This window comes from Streptomyces sp. NPDC048473 (assembly GCF_043200155.1).
Taxonomy (GTDB): Bacteria; Actinomycetota; Actinomycetes; order Streptomycetales; family Streptomycetaceae; genus Streptomyces.
In genome coordinates this window covers 1-18,119 of the sequence record NZ_JBICXE010000048.1, presented here as the reverse complement: position 1 = coordinate 18,119, position 18,119 = coordinate 1, and the positions used below count along the sequence as shown (strand labels likewise).

14 protein-coding genes and 2 pseudogenes are annotated in these 18,119 nt (G+C 69.6%); 8 read left to right on the top strand and 8 right to left on the bottom strand.

Going from position 1 to position 18,119, the window contains the following annotated elements; translation table 11 throughout:
- Positions 1–71 precede the first annotated feature (71 nt).
- Entirely contained in the window at positions 72–524 is a 453-nt protein-coding gene (locus ACGFU7_RS40285) for a nitroreductase/quinone reductase family protein (protein ID WP_393702952.1), read from the top strand.
- A gap of 54 nt (positions 525–578) precedes the next feature.
- Here the strand turns inward: ACGFU7_RS40285 and ACGFU7_RS40280 are convergent, their stop codons facing one another.
- On the bottom strand, positions 579–1,793 hold the full coding sequence (locus ACGFU7_RS40280; RefSeq protein ID WP_393702950.1) for a geranylgeranyl reductase family protein: 1,215 nt from the start codon (positions 1,791–1,793) through the stop codon (positions 579–581).
- Positions 1,794–1,976: 183 nt separating this feature from the next.
- On the opposite strand from ACGFU7_RS40280, the gene ACGFU7_RS40275 reads away from it, so the two are divergent.
- The 4 genes from ACGFU7_RS40275 (at position 1,977) to ACGFU7_RS40260 (ending at position 6,696) form a co-directional block, all read left to right on the top strand.
- The gene (locus tag ACGFU7_RS40275) at positions 1,977–3,341 is read left to right on the top strand and encodes a dipeptidase (RefSeq protein ID WP_393702948.1); all 1,365 of its coding nucleotides are present in this window, start codon (positions 1,977–1,979) and stop codon (positions 3,339–3,341) included.
- A gap of 157 nt (positions 3,342–3,498) precedes the next feature.
- Positions 3,499–4,659, top strand: a complete 1,161-nt coding sequence (locus ACGFU7_RS40270) for a DUF1266 domain-containing protein (protein ID WP_393702947.1) — start codon at positions 3,499–3,501, stop codon at positions 4,657–4,659.
- Positions 4,656–5,843: a DUF1266 domain-containing protein gene (locus ACGFU7_RS40265; protein WP_393702945.1), complete on the top strand. Its 1,188-nt coding sequence runs from the start codon at positions 4,656–4,658 to the stop codon at positions 5,841–5,843. The genes ACGFU7_RS40270 and ACGFU7_RS40265 overlap by 4 nt, the downstream gene beginning before the upstream one ends.
- Positions 5,844–5,985: 142 nt before the next feature.
- Complete coding sequence (locus ACGFU7_RS40260; RefSeq protein ID WP_393702943.1) at positions 5,986–6,696, top strand: MBL fold metallo-hydrolase; 711 nt, start codon at positions 5,986–5,988, stop codon at positions 6,694–6,696.
- Here ACGFU7_RS40260 and ACGFU7_RS40255 read toward each other — a convergent pair.
- On the bottom strand, positions 6,655–7,692 hold the full coding sequence (locus tag ACGFU7_RS40255) for an NUDIX domain-containing protein (protein ID WP_393702942.1): 1,038 nt from the start codon (positions 7,690–7,692) through the stop codon (positions 6,655–6,657). The two genes, ACGFU7_RS40260 and ACGFU7_RS40255, sit on opposite strands and share 42 nt — an antisense overlap.
- A gap of 208 nt (positions 7,693–7,900) precedes the next feature.
- Between ACGFU7_RS40255 and ACGFU7_RS40250 the strand changes: the two genes are divergently transcribed.
- Positions 7,901–8,077, top strand: coding sequence for a hypothetical protein (locus ACGFU7_RS40250; RefSeq protein WP_393702941.1), 177 nt, complete (start codon positions 7,901–7,903; stop codon positions 8,075–8,077).
- A gap of 28 nt (positions 8,078–8,105) precedes the next feature.
- Here the strand turns inward: ACGFU7_RS40250 and ACGFU7_RS40245 are convergent.
- The 4 genes and pseudogenes from ACGFU7_RS40245 to ACGFU7_RS40230 form a co-directional block, all read right to left on the bottom strand.
- Positions 8,106–8,728 (bottom strand): annotated as a pseudogene (locus tag ACGFU7_RS40245) (arsenic resistance protein); the annotation flags it as partial.
- Between the two features lie 46 nt (positions 8,729–8,774).
- Positions 8,775–9,698: a carbohydrate ABC transporter permease gene (locus tag ACGFU7_RS40240; RefSeq protein WP_393702939.1), complete on the bottom strand. Its 924-nt coding sequence runs from the start codon at positions 9,696–9,698 to the stop codon at positions 8,775–8,777.
- Positions 9,695–10,609, bottom strand: a complete 915-nt coding sequence (locus ACGFU7_RS40235) for a carbohydrate ABC transporter permease (protein WP_393702938.1) — start codon at positions 10,607–10,609, stop codon at positions 9,695–9,697. The genes ACGFU7_RS40240 and ACGFU7_RS40235 overlap by 4 nt, the downstream gene beginning before the upstream one ends.
- Positions 10,610–10,655: 46 nt before the next feature.
- Positions 10,656–11,945, bottom strand: coding sequence for an ABC transporter substrate-binding protein (locus ACGFU7_RS40230; RefSeq protein WP_393702992.1), 1,290 nt, complete (start codon positions 11,943–11,945; stop codon positions 10,656–10,658).
- 265 nt (positions 11,946–12,210) lie between these two features.
- On the opposite strand from ACGFU7_RS40230, the gene ACGFU7_RS40225 reads away from it, so the two are divergent.
- Entirely contained in the window at positions 12,211–14,235 is a 2,025-nt protein-coding gene (locus tag ACGFU7_RS40225) for an NPCBM/NEW2 domain-containing protein (RefSeq protein WP_393702936.1), read from the top strand.
- 115 nt (positions 14,236–14,350) lie between these two features.
- Here the strand turns inward: ACGFU7_RS40225 and ACGFU7_RS40220 are convergent, their stop codons facing one another.
- Positions 14,351–15,301, bottom strand: coding sequence for an ROK family protein (locus tag ACGFU7_RS40220; protein WP_393702935.1), 951 nt, complete (start codon positions 15,299–15,301; stop codon positions 14,351–14,353).
- 181 nt (positions 15,302–15,482) lie between these two features.
- Between ACGFU7_RS40220 and ACGFU7_RS40215 the strand changes: the two genes are divergently transcribed.
- A complete protein-coding gene (locus ACGFU7_RS40215) occupies positions 15,483–16,511 on the top strand; it encodes a LacI family DNA-binding transcriptional regulator (protein ID WP_393702933.1) in 1,029 nt (342 codons plus the stop codon).
- Positions 16,512–16,552: 41 nt separating this feature from the next.
- Here the strand turns inward: ACGFU7_RS40215 and ACGFU7_RS40210 are convergent.
- Positions 16,553–17,855, bottom strand: a pseudogene (locus ACGFU7_RS40210) (DUF6986 family protein).
- Positions 17,856–18,119 lie beyond the last annotated feature (264 nt).

The following is an 18,119-nucleotide window of genomic DNA, read 5'->3' as shown; positions in this document are numbered from 1 at the left end:
CTTTTGAGCAGCAATTCCGTGCACACTGATCTCAAGCGAGAGCACTGCTCTCAAGCCAGTGGGGAGTCACCATGTCTCAGCCGTACTACCTTCAGGGCAACGCGTTCAACGTCCGGATGAACAGCATCATCGGCCGGCTCGCCCGACACGGCGTCAGCCTTCTCGGCTCGGCCGAGATGTCGGTGCGCGGCCGCAAGAGCGGGCAGATGCAGCGCATCCCCGTGAACCCCCACGCCTACGAGGGCGCGCAGTATCTGGTCTCCGCGCGGGGCCACTCCCAGTGGGTGCGCAACATGCGGGTCGCCGGCGGCGGGGAGCTGCGGGTGGGCCGGAAGATCCGCACCTTCACGGCCGTGGAGATCGCGGACGACGAGCAGAAGGTGCTGATCGTCCGCGCCTACCTGAAGCGGTGGGGCTGGGAGGTCAACCAGTACTTCCAGGGCATCACCGCAAAGTCCACGGACGCGGAACTCCTGGCCGCCTGCCCGGACCACCCCGTCTTCCGGATCACCGTGGAGGGCTGACCGTGCGGCCCGGCCCGCCCTCGGCGTCAGATGTCAGGTGTCAGATGCCAGGTGTCAGCGGTCCATCGCCGACAGGGCCCGCTGTGCCAGCGGATGCGTACGGACCAGCTCGGCCAGTGAAGTCGTTCCCCGGGTGATCCCGGCGAACGCGTTCCAGGCCGGGCGGAATCCCGTCAGCACCGCGTGCAGCACCCCCGGACGACGCTCGAACAGCTTCAGCATGCGCCGTCCGACGCCCATCTCGACACCCAGGCCGGCCTTGATGGCGAAGGCGTAGTTGAGCGCCTGGCGTCGGGCGTCCACCGCATCGTGCGACTCCGAGATCCGCACCGCCCACTCACCGGCGAGCCGCCCCGACCGCAGCGCGAAGGAGATGCCCTCGCGGGTCCACGGCTCCAGCAGCCCCGCCGCATCGCCACACACCAGCACCCGCCCGCGCGACAGCGGCGAGTCGTCGCTGCGGCAGCGCGTCAGATGTCCGGAGGAGATCTTCGGCTCGAAGCCGGCGAGACCGAGCCGGGCGATGAAGTCCTCCAGGTACCGCTTGGTCCCCGCCCCGTCACCCCGCGCCGAGATCACGCCGACGGTGAGGGTGTCACCCTTGGGGAACACCCAGCCGTAACTGCCGGGCATGGGGCCCCAGTCGATCAGCACCCGCCCCGCCCAGTCCTCCGCGACCGTCTCCGGAACCGGGATCTCCGCCTCCAGGCCGAGGTCGACCTGGTCGAGTTTCACCCCGACATGGGCCCCTATCCGCCCCGCACTGCCATCCGCACCGACGACCGCGCGGGCCAGGACCGTCTCGCCGCCGGACAGCACCACGGCGACCGTGCGCCGGTCCGGCACCGCGGCGCCGTGCTGCTCGACCCTCGTCACCGTCGCTCCGGTACGGAGTTCAGCGCCCGCCTTCTGCGCCTCCTCGACCAGCCCCGCGTCGAACTCCGGGCGGTTGATGAGCCCGAAGAGCATCCGCTTGGAGCGGCGGGTGCGCGCCAGCCTGCCGTTGAGCGAGAACGTGACCGCGTGGATCCGGTCCCGCAGCGGCAGTTCGAATCCGGGCGGCAGCGAGTCACGCGAAAACCCGATGATGCCGCCGCCACACGTCTTGTAGCGGGGCAGTTCCGCCTTCTCGAGGAGCAGTACCCGTCGGCCGGCGACCGCAGCCGCGTATGCCGCGGAGGCTCCGGCCGGTCCGCCACCGACTACGACGACGTCCCACACGGACGACTCTTCGTGCTCATGTACGGCGTCTGCGTTCTCGCTGCTCACGATGTGCTTCTGCTCCCGATCCCACCAGTGGCCCATGCTGCTCACGGCATCCTACGGCGCGCCCGGCCCGGCCCCCGCTGTGGGAGGATCGACCGTGCGTTCGTCCTACATGCGACACCGCACACTCGGTGTACATGTACCCGGATTCGTACACATAACGTCGCACCCACGAGGAGCGTGCCCATGACCGCCCGTCCGATCTCCGAGACCATTGCCTCGCTGATGCCCCGCGCCAAGGCGGAGCTGACCGAGCTCGTGGCCTTCCAGTCGGTGGCGGATCCCGCGCAGTTCCCGAAGAGCGAGTGCGAGGCGGCCGCCAACTGGGTCGCCGACGCGCTGCGCGCCGAGGACTTCCAGGATGTCGCCCTGCTCGACACCCCCGACGGCACCCAGTCGGTGTACGGCTTCCTGCCCGGCCCGGCCGGCGCCCCGACCGTACTGCTCTACGCGCACTACGACGTGCAGCCGCCGCTCGACGAGTCCGCCTGGCTCTCCCCGCCGTTCGAGCTGACGGAGCGGGACGGCCGCTGGTTCGGCCGCGGCGCGGCCGACTGCAAGGGCGGCTTCATCATGCACCTCCTCGCCCTGCGCGCCCTCAAGGCCGACGGCGGTGTCCCGGTCTCCGTCAAGGTGATCGCCGAGGGTTCCGAGGAGCAGGGCACCGGCGGTCTGGAGCGGTACGCCGAGGCGCACCCCGAGTTGCTGACCGCCGACACGATCGTCATCGGCGACACCGGCAACTTCCGGGTCGGTCTGCCGACGGTCACCGCGACGCTGCGCGGCATGACGATGCTGCGGGTCACGCTCGACACCCTCGAAGGAAACCTGCACTCCGGACAGTTCGGCGGCGCCGCCCCGGACGCGCTGGCCGCGATGATCCAGCTGCTGGCGTCGCTGCGCGCCGAGGACGGCACCACGACCGTCGACGGACTCGCCCCGGATGCCGAATGGGACGGACTGCAGTACGCGGAGGCCGAGTTCCGCAAGGACGCGAAGGTCCTCGACGGCGTCGGACTGATCGGCACGGGTACGGTCGCCGACCGGCTCTGGGCGCGGCCCGCCGTCACCGTCATCGGTATCGACTGCCCGCCGGTGGTCGGCGCGACACCGTCGCTGCAGGCGAGCGCGCGGGCGCAGGTCAGCCTGCGGGTGCCGCCGGGCCAGGACGCCGCCAGGGCGACCGAGCTGCTGACCGCCCACCTCAAGGCACACGCCCCGTGGGGGGCCAGGGTGTCGGTGGAACAGGTCGGCCAGGGCCAGCCGTTCCGCGCGGACACCTCCAGCCCGGCGTACACGTCCATGGCGCAGGCGATGGAGGCCGCGTACCCCGGCGAGAAGATGCAGACGGCCGGGATGGGCGGCTCGATCCCGCTCTGCAACACCCTCGCCGCCCTCTACCCGGAGGCCGAGATCCTCTTGATCGGCCTGAGCGAGCCGGAGGCACAGATCCACGCGGTGAACGAGAGCGTGTCACCCGAGGAGCTGGAGCGGCTGTCGCTCGCCGAGGCCCTGTTCCTGCGGAACTACGCGGAGTCCAAGCGGGCCTGACTTCGCGTCACTGGCTCCGCCGTGTGCCTGCGGATCTCTTGTCCGCAGGGCTCGACCGGTCCGGACCCTGTCCACGGCGGACCGGGTCCGCACCTGCTCCTCGGGTCCGGGCCACCCGCCATGGGCGGGTCCGGGCCCGGTTTCATAGGATCGGTCCGTGACAACGGGGACGGGGATCGGCTGGGCGCCGCCGACGGAGACCGAACGGCTGCTGCAGGAGTCCGGGGCGAGCGGCAGCACGGAAGCGGTGCTCGACACACTCTCCCGCTGCCGGCTTCATGTGATGGTCGCCCGACTGCACGCCGACACCCCCGGTTTCACCGCGCCGCTCCCCTCGCAGTACGACCCCGCGACCGGCCGGACGTGCGTCCCCGTGCTGACGTCCGGCATGCTGCCGCCCTGGCATCCTGACTGGGTCTTCCGTCGGACGACGCTCACCGAACTCGCCGGCCGCTGGCCCGACAACAAGTGGTGGCTCGGCGTGAACCTCGCGACGCCGTGCGCGATCACCGTCGAGGCCCGCCCGAAACACCGCAGGGCGTGGCTGTCCGCCGACGCGCGGTCCGGCGGACCGCCGGCGGGCCGGCTGCTCACCCACAGGGGCGGTCAGTTGCACGGCCCGCTCGCGTACGGACTGGCCATCGGCGCGCATCTCGCCGTGCACAACGGCCTCGTCTGGAACCAACTCGGCGCCGCCTACGCGGATTACGAGACGGACATCGCACGGCTGCGCAGTCCATGGGGCATCGAAAACCGTGCCGACCACCGGCGGACGCTCGACGCACTGATGGCCACCCGCCTCATCGGCCGCACCCATGAGTCGGTGCTCCGGATCCGGCGCGCCCTGGCCGGTCGCCTGGAGCGGACGCCGTCCCACCAGGAGTGGTCCGAGAGCGTCACCATGACGTTGAGCCGGCGCCGCACGTCCGCCGCGGACCTGGCGGAGGCGGACGAGGCGCTTCGGCGCATCTCGTGGTACGAGGGCCGGTTCCGCGCCGACGGCGTCCTCCCTCCGGACCGCCGGATCGACACACTGTCCGCCTTCGACCACGGCCGTGCCGTCAATGTCGTACGGATGGCGCTGGGTGCGCGCTACTGCGACCCGCAGGAGGCCGAGCAGGCCGTACTGCGGATCGGCGAACTGGCGCGGCGGACGTACGGTTCCTGGGAGGAGTTCTCCCTCGGCTACGCGCTGACCCGGATGATCCTTTTCGACGGCGAGGACCATGCCGAGGCGAAGTACGCGGAGTCGCTCACCCAGCACCGCGTCCTCACACAGGATCCGACGAGCCCATACAGGAACATCCCGTGGTCATGAACCCACGCCCACTCCCCCGCTTCCCCGGCAACCCTGCGTACGGGGCTCCTTGGGCCTCTCCCACCGCGACCGAGCATCTGCTGTACGAGGCCGGGATGCGTGGCGACGTGGAGGCGCAGCTGCGGGTACTGGCCGGTGCGGAGCTCTACATCTGGGCGCTGAAGGCGGAGGTCGACGCGGATCCCGACATGATTGTCTGGCGCTCGCACCGGGACGAGACGGGGCGCTACGGGCGCCAGGTGCTCACTCAGGGGATGCTGCCGCCCTGGCATCCGGAGTGGGTGTTCCACCGGGTCTCCCTCAAGTGGATCGCCGAGTTCGGCTGGCGCGACCCGCAGCAGTTGCTGTCGGTCAACACCGGCAGCCCGGCGCAGATCCTTCTTCCCACCACGCCGCAGCACCGCGCGATGTGGCTCCGGTACTACGCGGAGAACGACCGTTCGCGCGGGGACCGGCTGACCGCGCTGCGGCACGGCGCGTTGCACGGGCCCCTCGCCCACGGTCTGGCCTGCGGCGCGCATCTGGCGATCGGGAACGGTGTGCCGTGGAACGAGGTCGGCACGGCGTACCACGGATACACCGAGGAGCTCGAACTGCTCCGCGACATGTGGGGAGTCACCGAACGCAGTGGCTGGCAACGGCAGTTGACAGTCCTCCTGGAGGGTCGCAACAGCCCGCCGGAGCCCGATTTCACACTCCGGGTGCGGGAGCAGTTGCGGGCCGCTCTCGGCGGGCCGCCGCCCGCCGACCTGTGGCGCGAGACCGCTGCCGGGCACGCCCAGGACATCGGGCTGGGCCAGGACACGGTCACGCACATCGAGGAGCTGGTGCGGCGCATCGTCCGGTACGAGGCCCGGTTCCGCGCCGACGGGCTGCTGCCGCCGGACGGCATGGTCACCACCACGGTCGCCTACGACTACGGGCGTGCCGTGAACCTGGCTCGCTGGGGGCTGTCGGCCCGCTTCTGCCATCCGCACGAGGCCGAGCAGGCGATCGTGCACGCGGGGGCGCTGAGCAAGTCGGCCTATGACTCGTGGGAGTCGTTCTCCGCGGCGTACGCGCTGGGCAGGGTGCTGCGTTTCGACGACGAGCAGTACGGCACGTTCTACGAGCAGAACGTCGTGGCTCACCGTCTCCTGACGGAGAACGAGGGCAGCCCGTGGCGGAACATCCCATGGCGCTGACTCCGTTCACGCCCGGCCCCAGGGTTCCGGGCCGTCCGTGCCGCCGGGCTACGCGTTGAGCGAAGCTCGCCCAGAGCCTGGATCCGGGCGGCGGGCGGCGGGCGGCGGGCGGCGGGCGGGCACGTCAGCGTATGTTCGCTGTATGGATCTCGTCGAGGTGCTTCCCCGATTGCACATGTTCCGCTTCCCCATCGGCCAGGCGTATCTGTGGCGCGACGGCGCGGACCTGACTCTCATCGACGCGGGCGACATCAATGCGGCGCCCGCGATCGAGGACGCGGTGCACGGCCTCGGCCTGGACCCGGGCCGCATCAGCCGCATCGTCGTCACTCACGGCCATCGCGACCACTACGGCGCCGCCCAGGAGCTCGCCGACCGGCACGGCGCCGAGATCCTGGCGCATCGGCTGGACGCCCCGGTGATCCGTGGCGAGGAGGAGATCGCCGGCCCCGTCCTGCTGGACTGGGAACGCCCGTTGTACGAGCACGGGCTGGCTGTTCCTCCGGCTCCGCCGACCCGTGTCGACCGCGAGCTGGCCGACGGCGACGAGATCGGGTTCGGCTCGGGGGCCCGGGTGGTCCACTCCCCCGGCCACACCCCCGGGTCCATCGGTATCCATCTGCCGCACCACGGTGTGCTGTTCACCGGCGACTGCGTGGCCGCGGTCGATCGGGTGATTCTGGGCGTCTTCAACATCGACCGGGCGCAGGCCGTGGCCTCGTTCCGACGGCTGGCCGCGCTGGAACCGGCCACGGTCTGCTTCGGGCACGGCGATCCGCTCACCGTCGACGCCGCGGCGGTGCTGCGTGCCTCAGCCGACCGGGACTCCGGCCTCCAGGTTGAGCACGGTTGACCGCTCCCGGGCGCGCAGCGCCCAGCGCAGCCGTTCGTACCGGGTGGGAGGCAGCATGGTGGCCGCCTCCTCCTCGGTGACGAACCGCCAGCCGCGCAGTTCGGAGCCGGGCAGCAGCAGCCGTTCGGCGTCCGCCCCGGGCAGCAGGCCGCCGTCGAAGAGCATCCGCAGCCCTCCGTAGCCGGGTGGTTCGGGCGCCTCCCAGTCGATGACGAGCAGCTTCGGCACCCGGTCGAGATGGATGCCTATCTCCTCGGCCACTTCACGGATTCCGGCCTGTGCCGGTGCCTCGCCGGCCTCGACCACTCCACCGGGGAACTCCCAGCCGGGCTTGTACGTCGGGTCGACGAGCAGCACCCGGTCGTGTTCGTCGAAGAGGAGCACGCCGGCCGCGACGGTCTCCGCGGTCGGCTCGGGCGTCTGCACGATCTCGCATGCGGTGGCCGCCCCGGTGCGGACCGCCTCGGCTATCCGCTCGGCCGTCTCGTACGGAGTGAGCGTGCTGGTGTTGATGGTGTGGGCGTCCCGGGAGAGCCAGCCGAGCGCCGCCCGGTAGGGCTCGATGTGCTGGTAGGCCCACTGCCGGATCCGTTCACTGTGCTCCGGGTCGTCGGCGAACTCCACCCGGTCGGCGATCCGTTTGCGCAGGATCGTTTCCTCAGGTGAGAGCAGGACATGGCGCACCGGAATGCGCCGGGAGGCGAGCCCTCCGAAGATCTCGTCGCGGTATTCCTGTCGCAGCAGTGTCATCGGCACCACCAGCACGCCGGACACCTCGGCGAGCAGAGCCGCGGCGGTGTCCACCACCAGACGCCGCCAGATCGGCAGGTCCTGGAAGTCCGTCACCTCGGCAAGTCTCTTCTGGGGCAGCAGATACCGCAGCCCCACGCCGATCAGCTCAGGGTCGTAGAACGTGCTGTTCGGGATCAGATCGACCAGCTCGCGCGCGGCGCTCGTCTTGCCCGCGCTGAACGCACCGTTGATCCAGACGATCACGGTTCCCCCTCTTCCGTAGCCCCCTGTGGCTTGCCCGCAACACCCTGCCGCGAAAACCCGGCTGTGGCGATGCTGTTACCCGAAAGGAATCATCGGATGCCCGTGGAAGGCGTCCCACTGTACGAGTCCGGCCGTCCGCACAGCCGTAACGGGGGCGGCGCAAGGTCGTTGGAGCGGGCAGGCCGGACCGACGACCAGGGGGTGCACCGTGCGTCGCACAGTACTTGAGCGGTTTCCTGCGGGAGGGCCGCGAGGCAGCTGGCCCGCGGAGGAGTTCGCGGCCGCCCGCCGCTGCGAGGGCGTGGCGGCCGAGGTGGTAATGGATCTGGAGCAGGACGCGTTCCTGGTGGTCGTGCCCCAGCAGTCGACGGACCGGGGCCACTGAGACCCGGGCCACCGGGGCGTGAGCGTGGTTACCGTCCGATCCAGGAGGCCATGTGCCCGAGGGTGTCCGGGTGCGGCGCAAGATGTGCACCAGGCCCTTGACGGTCTCGCGGGCTCCCGGGTGGTAGCGCGTCTGCTCCGGGGCGGCGTGCCGGGCGTCGATGATGCTGCTGAGCGCGGCCTCGGTCCGGCCGGTTTCCATCTCCGAGCGGGCCTTGTCGATGAGGAAGTGGGCGTCCCGGGATGTGGCCAGGGCCGTGGGCAGGGTGATCTGCCGGGCCTGGGTGAGGGCTTCCTCGTACTGGCGCATCTCGACGGCCGCCGACATCTTGTGAAGTGCCACGTTCGTCGGACCGAAGCTGAGCCAGTGGATTTCGGAGGCATCCCCGGTCTGCTCTGCGCAGCGCTTCGCCTCGGCGATGTGAGTGTCGACTTCCGTGAACGTCCACGCCAGCAGGGGCAGCGCGATCCGCGCCACGTCCAGCGGCTGGGAGGTGATCGCGTCGCCTTGGAGGGCGAACAGCACAACGATCGCGAACAGCAGCCCCTACAGAGCGAACAGGTCGATCCCCGGGATCAGTTGGGACTCGAACCAGGCCCGGCGGCTGGCCTTCCCGCCCAGCTTGCCCGTCACGAATCCGGCAACGCGGGGAGGCTCGTCGGAGTTGGCTCGTGAAGTTGCTTTCGCAGGCCGGCAACTACCCCTTGCTGGAGCCCAGGGTGAGGCCCGCGATGAAGTGGCGCTGGAGCAGCAGGAAGACCACGAGTGTCGGCAGAGCGACGATCACCGAGCCTGCGGCGAGCAGGTTGTAGTCCGTGAAGAACTGGCCCCGGAGATTGTTCAGCGCCGAGGTGATGGGGAGCTTGTCGCCGTCGGAGATGAAGACCAGTGCCCACAGGAAGTCGTTGTACATCCAGGTGAACTGGAGCGTGCCGAGCGCGGCCAGGGCCGGGCGGCACAGGGGCAGGGTGATCCGCCAGTACTGGGTCCAGACGCCCGCGCCGTCGACAATGGCGGCCTCCAGGATCTCCTGCGGCAGAGTGCGCATGAAGTTGGCCAGGACGAAGACGCAGAAGCCGAGCTGGAAGCCGATCTGGACGGTGATGACGGCCCAGTACGAGTCGAACATCGTCATCGAGTCGGACATCCAGTAGGGCAGCGGGATGCGGTTGAAGACGACGTACAGGGGTGTGACGATCACCTGTTGCGGCAGCAGGTTCCCTGCGGTGAAGAGCATGAGCAGGACGAGCCCGCCGCGCATCTTCAGCCGGGCCAGCGCGAAGGCCACGAAGGAGGCGAGGAAGAGGGTGATGAGTACCCCCGGGACCGCGATGATCATGGTGTTGACGAAGTACTTCGTCATGCCGGAATCGGAGAACGCCTGGCGGTAGTAGTCCAGGGAGAGGTGGCGCGGCAGCGAGAAGTAGCCGTGTGCCGAGGTCTCGTCGTACGGCCGCAGCGAGGCGTACACCGCGAGCAGCAGCGGAGCGAGGAAGGCGAGGGAGACCGTCATCAGGAAGGCGTGGACGCCGATCCTGCCGGGGCGGATCCGGCGCCGGGCGGCGGGGGCCGGCGGCGCCGGCGGTGCGGTGGGGCGGGCGGGGGCGATGTGGACGGTCAACGGTTCTTCTCCCCTCGGAGCTCCTGGACCAGGTACGTCACGACGAATCCCAGGGAGACGGCCAGCAGGACGACGGCGATGGCGGAGCCGAATCCGATGCGGCTGGCCTCACCGATGATGTTGTCGGTGACGAGCACCGAGAGGAGTTCGAGTCCGTTGCGGCCGTGGTTGACGGCGTACACGATGTCGAAGGCGCGCAGGGACTCGATGACGGTGATGACGCCGACAATGACATTGACCGGCCGCAGCGTGGGGAAGACGATGCGGAAGAAGGTCTGGGCCTCGCCCGCCCCGTCGATCGCCGCGGCCTCTTTCAGCGAGGGGTCCACGGCCTTGAGCCCGGCGAGGTAGAGGATCATCACGTAGCCGGTGTGCCGCCAGGCCGCGGCCAGCAGGACCATCCAGATGTTGAGGTTCGGATCGCCGAGCCAGTCGGTCGGCGAATTCGTGTCCCCGATGACCGCGTTGAGGGCGCCCTGGTCGCGGGAGAAGATCAGCTGGGCGATGAAGCCGACCACGGCGAGCGACAGCACGACGGGCATGTACAGCGTCGACTGGTAGAAGCGGCTGAAGCGCACGCCCCTGTCGATGAGTACGGCGAGCAGCAGCCCGAACGGTGCGGCGACCAGGCCCAGGAAGGCCAGCCAGAGCAGATTGTGCCGGGCGGCGGGCCAGAACTGCGGGTAGTTCGTGAAGAGGTTCTCGTAGTTCTGCGTACCGACCCATTTGATGTCACCGATGCCGTCCCAGCTGGTGAAGGAGAGCACGACGGAGGCGAGGGTGGGTCCCCACACGACGGCGATGTCGAGCAGGACGGGTATGCCGAGCAGCACACCGAGTACGGCGAGGTCGCGGCCGGTGAACCGCCGCGAGACCCTCCGTCGGGTGCGCCGCGCCGAGATGAACGACACGGTCGGTACTCCAGGTTCAGTCGGATTCCATCGGGGTCGTCCGGGGTCAGTCGGCGGCGAAGATGGTCTTCTTCTGCCGTTCGATGTCGTTGACCAGGCCGTCCACGTCGTTCGGGCTGCTGATGAACTTCTGGATCGCCGGGATCATGACTGTGGAGGAGAAGTCCGGCCGGGTGTCGCGGTCCAGGAACTGGGAGATCTGCTTCGCCCCGGAGACCAGTTCCACGGCCTTCTTCTGGAGCGGTGAGTACGCGGAGATGTCCGCCTGGTCGCTGACCGCGATGTTGTTCGGGTCGCTCTTCAGGTAGATGTCCTCGCCCTTCCCGGTGGCCAGCCACTTGAGCAGGTCCTTGGCGCTCTCCAGGTTCTTCTTGTTCTTGAGGTTCTTCGACTTCTTCGCCAGCAGGAACCCGTCGATGGGTGCCTCGACCGCGTCCTGCCCGTGCTCCGGGTTGATGACGGGGAAGGGGAAGAAATCGATGTCGTCCTGTTCGCCCTTGGGGAACTGTGCGCCGGGGTGCGGCAGGCCGAACACGGCCATGCCGGCCTCCTTCTTCTGGAGGCTGGTGGCGGCCTCCTGCCAGGTACGGCCGTTGGCGCCCTGCTGGCAGTACGGGAGCAGCCGGCGCCAGGTGTCGAAGACTTCCCTGACCCGCTTGTCGGTCCAGGCGACTTCACCCGCCATCAGGCTCTTGTGGAACTCATAGCCGTTGGTCCGCATGTTGATGTAGTCGAAGGTGCCCATGGCGGGCCAGCCGTCCTTGTCGCAGAAGGCGATGGGGTCCAGCTTGTCCTTCTTCATCTGCTTGGCGAGAGCCACGTACTCGTCGAGTGTCTTCGGTGCCTGATAGCCGCGGTCGGTGAACAGGCTCTTACGGTGGAAGACGGCCCACGGATAGTAGTAGTACGGCGTGAGGTACTGCTTGCCGTCCGCGCCGGTGGACTGGGCTTTCAGTGCGGCCGAGAAGCCCTTGTAGTCCTGCCAGTTGTCACTGATGTCGTGCAGCAGGCCTTTCTCGGCGAAGAACTGCATCCGGTTGCCGGCGAACCACATGAAGACATCGTCCGGCTTGCCCTGCAAATACCGGCTGATGTTTTCCTGAAAGGTGTTGTGGTCGACGGTGTTGACCTTCACCTTCCGCCCGCCCGACTGCGCCTCGTACGCCGCGAAAGCGTCGGCGAAGGCCTTCTTCGGAACGGGGTCGGACGAGTTCGAACCCAGGGTGATCGTTTTTCCGTCACCACCGGGGCCGCTCTCGCAGGCGGTGAGCAAGGAGGGAAGTGTCACGGCTCCCGCGCCGACTGCCGCACCACGCAGCAGACTTCGCCGGGACATCCGATGTCCTGCGACGCTGCCCGGCACACCTGACCTGTCGTAATCAGACTGCGTCATGCCCAACTCCTTTGGGGTGCAACCCAACACAACCGAACGTGCGATTGGATCTCACCCCCAAGCGATGGTGCCGTCAAGGGTTTTGACGAGATACTGAACAACCGATGCCGCTCCTCTTCCAACAGACTTCAACACGCCCTAACGTAATCGCACGTCTTGGCGTGCACATGCCGTCACCGATGCGGCACGAGTATGGAGGAACGTAACGATGCGTCATCTTCCAACCCGTACAACCCGAACCAGCCACCGCGGAGTCATCGGAGCGCTGCTGGCCGGGCTGCTCTGCGCTGCGGGGACAACCGTTCCCGCCGTCGCAGACTCGCCCGCGCCCGCTCCGCAGGCCGGCAACGGCCTTGCGCTCACCCCTCCGATGGGGTTCAACAATTGGAACTCGACCCACTGTCGTGCCGAGTTCAACGAGTCCATGGTCAAGGGCATCGCCGACATCTTTGTCGAGAAGGGCCTCAAGGACGCCGGCTATCAGTACGTCAATCTCGATGACTGCTGGGCGAAGCCACAGCGCAATGCGGACGGAAAGCTGGAGGCCGATCCGCAGCGCTTCCCGAACGGCATCAAGGCCGTCGCGGACTATGTCCACTCCAAGGGCCTGAAAATCGGCATCTACACCAGCGCCGGCACCAAGACCTGCGACAGCGTGGGACTTCCGGGCGCGCTCGGCCATGAGTACAGCGATGCGCAGCAGTTTGCGGACTGGGGCGTCGACTACCTCAAGTACGACAACTGCAACAACCAGGGCGTCGACGCGAAACAGCGCTATACGACGATGCGGGACGCGCTGGCGGCGACCGGCCGCCCCATCGTCTACAGCATCTGCGAATGGGGCGAGAACAAGCCCTGGGAGTGGGCCGGTGAAATCGGCAACCTCTGGCGCACGACCGGCGACATCAACGACAGCTGGGGCAGCATGCTGTCGATCATGAAGCAGAATCTGCCCCTCGCCTCCGCAGCGGGACCGGGGCACTGGAACGACCCCGACATGCTGGAGGTCGGAAACGGCGGCATGACGGACACGGAGTACCGCACCCACTTCTCCATGTGGTCCGTGATGGCTGCGCCGCTGCTCATCGGTTCCGATCTGCGCAAGGCAAGCCCGGAGACCTTCGAGATCCTCTCCAACCACGAGGTCATCGCGGTCGATCAGGACCCGCTGGGCAAGCAGGGCACCGTGCTCTCCTCGACCGGCGGGCGCTGGGTCGTCACCAAGGAGATGCAGGACGGCAGCCGCGTCGTGGCCCTCTTCAACGAGACCGGCAGCGCACAGCGCATCTCGACGACGGCCGAGGCTGCGGGGCTGCCGAAGGCCACCGCGTACACGATGCGCGACCTGTGGGAGCACACGACGTACAACACGGCGGGCAGCGTCTCGGCGACCGTCCCGGCCCACGGGACCGTACTGCTGCGCATCGCCGCCGACCGCAAGTGGGCCGCGCATCCGCCCGCCGTGGAACTCGGCCTGAACGGAAGCCCGTTGGTCGAGGCCGGGGGTACGGCCGCACTGACGACGACGGTGACCGACCTCGGCCGAACCCCCGCCACGAAGGTCTCCGCGGCGCTCACCGGCCCCTCGGGCTGGCAGGTGAAGGCGGCATCGCCGACCGGATCACCGGCTCTGCCGACCGGCCGGGCCCTGAGCACCCGCTGGCAGGTGACGGCCCCCGCGGGCACGGCCACCGGTACGTACGATCTGACGCTCACCGCCCGGTACCGCTCACCGGCCGGGACACGGGTGAGGTCCACGGTCCCGTTCCAGGCCCATGTGGTGGTCGCGCCGCCTGCGGGCGGCAGCTACCTGAGCGATCTGCCCCAGCTCTCCGCCGCCAACGGCTACGGCCCGGTCGAGAAGGACACCAGCAACGGTGAGAGCCGGGCGGGTGACGGGAATCCGCTCACCATCGGCGGCGCGGTCTTCGCCAAGGGCCTCGGCGTCCATGCCGACAGCGCCGTCGAGTTCTACACCGGCGAGGCGTGCAGCGCCGTGACGGCGCAGGTCGGGGTCGACGACGAGAAGGGCACCAAGGGGACGGTCGCCTTCGAGGTCTGGGCCGACGGTACGAAGGCGGCGTCGACCGGCGTACTGACCAATGCGACGCCCGCGCAGTCGCTGTCCGCGGATGTGAGCGGTGCGCAGGTGGTACGTCTGGTGGTCACCGACGGCGGGGACGGTGTCGATTCCGACCACGCGGACTGGGCGGACCTGAGGATCACCTGCTGACGGGGAGCTGACGGGGCATCGCGGTCGCGGCCTCGTCGCGCCTTCGATCGCCGGACGGGCCCCAGGACACCGGTCCTGGGGCCCGTCCGGCGCTTCTCGTCAGGCGCTTGAGGCCCTAGACGGACACCGCCCCGCCCGAGCCCACCCGCACCGCCGCGGCCGCCGCGCCCACCAGCCCTGCGTCGGTACCCATGACCGCCGGGGTCACCGTGAGCTGCTGGACGAAGGAGAGCGTGGCGTACTGGCGCAGGGCACGGCGCAGCGGGGCGAAGAGGATGTCCCCCGCACCGGCCACTCCCCCGCCGATCACCGCGATGTCGATCTCGACGAGCGTGGCGGTGGCGGCGATTCCGGCGGCCAGCGCCTGAGCGGCTCGCTCGAACGAGGCGATGGCGACCTGGTCCCCGGCGCGCGCGGCGGCGGCCACGGCGGCGGCCGAGGCATCGCCGTCCGGTCCGGGCCGCCAGCCGGCCTCCAGCGCCCGGCGGGCGATGTTCGGTCCACTGGCGATGCGCTCGACGCAGCCACGCGAACCGCACGGGCACGGGTCACCGTCAAGATCCACGCTGACGTGACCGATGTGCCCGGCGTTGCCCGTGGGGCCGGGGTGCAGCTTTCCGCCGAGGACGAGTCCGCCACCGACACCGGTCGACACGACCATGCACAGCGCGTTGTCGTAGCCGCGGGCCGCGCCCAGCCAGTGCTCGGCCGCCGTCATCGCGACGCCGTCGCCGACCAGTTCGACGGGCAGTCCGCCGACCGCCTTGCCGACCCGTTCCACCAGCGGGAAGTCGCGCCAACCGGGGACGTTGACGGGGCTGACCGTACCGGCCGAGGCGTCCACCGGGCCCGCGCTGCCGATGCCGACGGCCGTCGCCCGTCCCCACAGCGGTGAGCCTGACAGCTCGGCCAGGACCTCCGTCACGGCCCCCATCACCGTCTCGGCGCTCTCCCGGGCGGGCGTCGGCCGCTGCGCCCGTACGAGGAGCGCGCCGCTGCCGTCCACCAGCGCGGCGGCGATCTTGGTGCCGCCGATGTCCAGCGCGGCGGCGAGGTCGGTATGCATCGGTGTGGCTCCGTGAGTAGGGGGGCGGGTACCTGCGGCTTCGGTAAACAGTCTGCCCAGTCTCCATTCAGCTGACAACGTTGTCCAGGGCCTATGCTCGACGGCACAGCCTCCGGCCCGCTCCGCGGCACCGCTCGCGGGCCCGCCGGACCGCCCGCACCCGACGACAGGACAGCGCACCGTGGCCGAGACCGCCCGTCACTCCGAGACCCGTTACGGCAACCGGCCGACCATGAAGGATGTGGCCGCCCGCGCCGGAGTGGGCCTCAAGACGGTCTCCCGTGTGGTCAACAGTGAGCCGGGCGTCACGCCGGACACCGAACGCCGGGTCCAGGAGGCCATCGAGGCGCTCGGCTTCCGCCGCAATGACAGCGCGCGCGTCCTGCGCAAGGGCCGCACCGCCTCCATCGGCCTGGTCCTGGAGGATCTCGCCGACCCGTTCTACGGACCGCTGAGCCGCGCGGTGGAGGAGGTCGCCCGGGCACACGGCGCCCTGCTCATCAACGGGTCGAGCGCCGAGGACCCGGAGCGCGAGCAGGAGCTCGTACTCGCCCTGTGTGCGCGCCGGGTGGACGGACTGATCGTGATTCCGGCCGGCGATGACCACCGCTATCTGGAGCCGGAGATAAAGGCCGGTATCGCCACCGTCTTCGTGGACCGCCCTGCGGGCCGGATCGACGCCGACATCGTCCTCTCGGACAGCTTCGGCGGCGCCCGCGAAGGCGTCGCCCATCTGATCGCGCACGGCCATCGCCGGATCGGCTTCATCGGCGACCAGCCGCGCATCCACACCGCCACCGAGCGACTGCGCGGCTACCACGCGGCGATGGCGGACGCCGGGACGACGGTCGAGGACTCGTGGGTCTCCCTCGGCTCGACCGACCCCGACCGGGTCCGGGCCGCCGCCGAGAAGATGCTCTCCGGCCCCGAGCCCGTCACCGCGCTGTTCGCGGGCAACAACCGGGTGACGGTGACAGCGGTACGTGTCCTCGCCGAGCAGGAACGCCGGGTCGCCCTGGTCGGCTTCGACGACATCGAACTGGCCGACCTGCTCGGCATCACCGTCATCTCCCAGGACGCCGCCGCCGTCGGCCGCACCGCCGCCGAGCATCTTTTCCGCCGCCTGGACGGAGCAGACCACGCCCCGGCCCGCGTGGAGCTCCCCACGACGCTCATCCAGCGCGGCTCGGGCGAACTGCCGCCCGCCTGAGCCGCCGGGCTGCGCCGCGCAGCCCCTGGTGTGGTCTGCCGTTACGGTGCGGTCACCGTGAGCCCGCCCCGCCGCGGCGACGCGAAGGCGTCCAGGTCCGCGCGGGTCAGCCCGGTCAGGCGGGCGACCTCGGCGGTGCCCAGGGCGCCGCAGTCGATGCCGCGCAGGAGGTACCCGCTGAGCGCCTTGGCGGTGGCGGGTTCGTCCATGACGTCGCCGCCGGCCTTGGCGACGTACGCGGCGAGCCGCGCGGCGGCCTGTTCCAGGCCCTCGCGGTAGAAGGTGTAGACGGCCGCGTAACGGGTCGGCAGGTGGCCCGGGTGCATGTCCCAGCCCTGGTAGTAGGCGCGGGCCAGGGCGCGGCGGGTGAGGCCGTAGTGGAGCCGCCAGGCCTCGTGGACCTGATGGGTGGGGCCGACCGGAAGGACGTTGGTGGAGCCGTCGCAGACCCGTACGCCGGTGCCTGCGGCGGCGACCTGCATGACGGCCTTGGCGTGGTCGGCGGCCGGGTGGTCGCTGGCCTGGTAGGCGGCGCTGACGCCGATGCAGGCGCTGTAGTCGAAGGTGCCGTAGTGCAGGCCGGTGGCGCGGCCCTGCGCGGCGTCGATCATGCGGGCGACTGCGGCGGTGCCGTCGGCGGCGAGGATGGACTGGCTGGTCTCGCTCGATCTGGATCTCGAAGCCGAGCCGTCCGGCCGGCAGCCCGTGCGCCTGCTCGAACGCTTCGAGGAGCCGGACGAAGGCGGTGACCTGCTCGGGGTACGTCACCTTGGGGAGGGTGAGGACCAGCCCGTCGGGGAGGCCGCCCGCCTGCATCAGGCCGGTGAGGAAGATGTCCGTGGTGCGGATACCGCGGTCGCGTACGGCGGCCTCCATGCATTTCATCCGGATGCCCATGTACGGGGCCGCCGTGCCGTTCCCGTACGCCTCCGAGACGAGCCGGGCGGCGCGGGCGGCGGCCTCGTCCTCCTCGGCGTCGGGGCGCGGGCCGTAGCCGTCCTCGAAGTCGATGCGCAGGTCTTCGACGGGCTCGCGCTCCAGCTTGGCGCGTACCCGCTCGTGGACGGGTACGGCGAGTTCGTCCGGAATGCCGAGGACTGCGGCGAACGAGGCCGCGTCGGGGGCGTGTTCGTCCATGGCCTTCAGGGCCTGGTCGCCCCAGGAGCGGATGGTGCCGGCGGTGAACGTGTCGCCGGGGACGTAGACCGTGTGGACCGGCTGGCGGGTGCCGGGGTCTCCCGGGTAGCGGCGGGCAAGCTCGGCGTCCACCGCCGTGAGGGAGGCGCTGATCTCCTCGCTGACCGCACCGGCGAGGCTCGTTGCCACCTTCTCCTGCTGACCCATTTCCACACCCTCCACAGTCCCGTTGTTTCCGCTTCCCGGAATCAACAATCCGTATAGTGAAGTTATAAGGCCGTCGGACCTGCGTCAATGGTGATCAGAAACGGTCCGGGGCCGCGCGGTGAGAACACACCACGCGGCCCCGGACCGTCGGAAGGGATACAGCTCGACAGCGGGTCAGCCCTTGCGGGACTTGACCTCGTCGGTGAGCTGGGGGACGACCTGGAAGAGGTCGCCGACGACGCCGTAGTCGACGAGGTCGAAGAT

What these genes read in the sequence shown, in the direction of transcription:
- ACGFU7_RS40225 (WP_393702936.1), top strand. Translation starts at nt 12,211, where the DNA reads ATGCGTCATCTTCCAACCCGTACAACCCGAACCAGCCACCGCGGAGTC.
- ACGFU7_RS40275 (WP_393702948.1), top strand. Translation starts at nt 1,977, where the DNA reads ATGACCGCCCGTCCGATCTCCGAGACCATTGCCTCGCTGATGCCCCGC.
- ACGFU7_RS40260 (WP_393702943.1), top strand. Translation starts at nt 5,986, where the DNA reads ATGGATCTCGTCGAGGTGCTTCCCCGATTGCACATGTTCCGCTTCCCC.
- ACGFU7_RS40230 (WP_393702992.1), bottom strand. Translation starts at nt 11,945, where the DNA reads ATGTCCCGGCGAAGTCTGCTGCGTGGTGCGGCAGTCGGCGCGGGAGCC.
- ACGFU7_RS40220 (WP_393702935.1), bottom strand. Translation starts at nt 15,301, where the DNA reads ATGCATACCGACCTCGCCGCCGCGCTGGACATCGGCGGCACCAAGATC.
- ACGFU7_RS40285 (WP_393702952.1), top strand. Translation starts at nt 72, where the DNA reads ATGTCTCAGCCGTACTACCTTCAGGGCAACGCGTTCAACGTCCGGATG.
- ACGFU7_RS40265 (WP_393702945.1), top strand. Translation starts at nt 4,656, where the DNA reads ATGAACCCACGCCCACTCCCCCGCTTCCCCGGCAACCCTGCGTACGGG.